The following is a 1,967-nucleotide window of genomic DNA, read 5'->3' as shown; positions in this document are numbered from 1 at the left end:
ATCAGGCCGCAGGGCATCGGCGGCGCCCTGTCGGGCCGGTGAGCGGGGCCCGGCGCGTGCCGGCCCCGCGTCTGCGGCGTGATCCGAGCGGCGGATCCTAGCTGTCCAGGCCGATCGCGAACGCGGCCTCCAGGTCGTGCTGGGAGTAGGTGCGGAACGCGACGTGCGTGTCCGTGGCCTCCACGCCGGGGATCTTGCTGATGCGGCCGGGGATGACCTCGGCGAGGTCCTCGTGCCGGGCGACCCGGACCATGGCGATCAGGTCGTAGGTGCCGGTGACCGAGAAGACCTCGCTCACGTTCTCCAGCCCGGCGATCCGTTCGGCGATCTCGGGGATCCGGTCCACGCTGGTCTTGATCAGGACGATCGCGGTGATCACGGTTGTCTCTCTCCCTCGGTGACCGGAGCCGGTGCGCCCTTCACTCTAGTCGCCCGCCCGTCGCCCACCACCGCCCCGCCGGCGCCGCCCCGCGTGCCCTTCCCCCTGCCGTAGCGCACCCACGCGTAGCCGAAGCCGAGGCCGAAACCGACCAGGTGGGCGAGGTAGGCCACCCCGGGCCCGTCGGGGGCGCGCTCGGCCGCCAGCCACTGCAGGGCCGCCCAGCAGGGCAGCACGACCCAGGCGGGGAAGCGCACCGGCAGGAAGAACAGGAACGGCAGCAGACTGGTCACCCGCGCACGGGGGAACAGGTACAGGAAGGCTCCGAGGACCGCCGAGACCGCACCGGACGCGCCGACCAGTGACTGTCCGGAGGCGGCGTTGGCCACCGCGTAGCCGAACAGGGCGCCACAGCCGCAGCCGACGTAGAAGAGGGCGAACTCCACCCGGCCCATCCGCTCCTCGGTCATCGCTCCGAAGACGAAGAGGAAGAGCATGTTGCCGAGCAGGTGCACCCAGCTGCCGTGCACGAACAGCGCGGTGGCCGGGGTGAGCGCGGCCCGGGCCGGCCCGTCGAACAGCTCGGCCGGGACCACCCCCCAGTGCCGGAAGTACGCCCGCTGCGCGGCGAGCAGCGCGTCCCCGGTGCCGTACCCGGGCACCAGCCCGGAGGCCGGGCCGAGGGCGAAGAGCACACAGCACAGGGCGATGAGGCCGTATGTCACCGGCGCCGGGGTGTCCCGGACCGCTTTGCGGGTCCTGCCGGCCGCCGTGCTCCTGGGGCTGATCATGACTACAGAGCATGACGTAACGGGACGCAAGCTGACAGACCGCCTCGCCGCCTGGAACGGACGGGCGGCGACCAGCCGCCAGGCCGTAGGGTTACGAGCCACACGCGTCGGGGAGCGGCGCGGACCGACACGAGAAGGAAGCGAACCAGCGCGATGACGGTTCCCCTGCCGACCGCCACGACCCGGTGGCGCTGTGCCCTCTGCGGCAACCTCACCCGTTTCGACGTCACCCGCTCGTCGAAGGTCGTCGAGTACGTGCACCTGGATCTGGCCGGTGAGCCGACGGTGGAGGAGCGCGAGGTGGTCAGTGAGACCATCGAGTCGGTGCGCTGTCGCTGGTGCAACGCGGTGGACCAGGTGGAACTCGTGGACAGGCCGGGCGCCGGCTCCTGAGCGGAGCGGCCCCCGGAGGGACTTTTCTCGGTTTGGGGTGTGTGACGGATGGTGGAGACCGCAGGCGGGGGGCCGGGCGACGGCACCGCTGAGGTGCTTGACCGTCCGCTGCCCGACGGCGTGCGCCGGCGGGTCGTACAGATCGTGTCGGACGGCTTCGGCGGGCTGACCCTGGCGGAGCTGCCCGCCCAGCTGAGGCAGTACGCCAGGTTCGCCCCGAACCGCCGGGCGAAGTTCGCCGGGAACGCGATGGCGGCGGCGCTGGAGACCGACGCGTTGTTCCGGCAGCGCATCGGCGAGCGGTTCCGGGAGGCGCAGCCGGAACTCGCCGGAGCCCTCGACGCCGGCTCCCCGCCCCCTGCCGCCGACCCGCTCGACGTGGCGGCCGCCGCCTATGTGCTGCG

The 1,967-nt window shown here is 72.4% G+C and carries 3 protein-coding genes and 1 pseudogene; 2 read left to right on the top strand and 2 right to left on the bottom strand.

The genetic code is table 11. The features are described from left to right. Positions 1-97: 97 nt before the first annotated feature. The gene (locus H5J33_RS33195; RefSeq protein ID WP_181798412.1) at positions 98-379 is read right to left on the bottom strand and encodes an Lrp/AsnC family transcriptional regulator; all 282 of its coding nucleotides are present in this window, start codon (positions 377-379) and stop codon (positions 98-100) included. Further along, complete coding sequence (locus H5J33_RS33190) at positions 376-1,170, bottom strand: rhomboid family intramembrane serine protease (RefSeq protein ID WP_181798411.1); 795 nt, start codon at positions 1,168-1,170, stop codon at positions 376-378. Before H5J33_RS33190 ends, H5J33_RS33195 begins: the two co-directional genes overlap by 4 nt. A gap of 153 nt (positions 1,171-1,323) precedes the next feature. On the opposite strand from H5J33_RS33190, the gene H5J33_RS33185 reads away from it, so the two are divergent. Continuing rightward, positions 1,324-1,563, top strand: coding sequence for a hypothetical protein (locus tag H5J33_RS33185; protein ID WP_029382693.1), 240 nt, complete (start codon positions 1,324-1,326; stop codon positions 1,561-1,563). Positions 1,564-1,611: 48 nt separating this feature from the next. Further along, positions 1,612-1,967 (top strand): annotated as a pseudogene (locus H5J33_RS33180) (RNA-binding protein); the annotation flags it as partial.

Origin of the sequence: Streptomyces sp. WELS2, assembly GCF_013870595.1 — a bacterium.
Classification (GTDB): domain Bacteria; phylum Actinomycetota; class Actinomycetes; order Streptomycetales; family Streptomycetaceae; genus Streptomyces.
This window is presented reverse-complemented; position numbering and strand designations above follow the sequence as displayed.

What these genes read in the sequence shown, in the direction of transcription:
- H5J33_RS33190 (WP_181798411.1), bottom strand. Translation starts at nt 1,170, where the DNA reads ATGATCAGCCCCAGGAGCACGGCGGCCGGCAGGACCCGCAAAGCGGTC.
- H5J33_RS33185 (WP_029382693.1), top strand. Translation starts at nt 1,324, where the DNA reads ATGACGGTTCCCCTGCCGACCGCCACGACCCGGTGGCGCTGTGCCCTC.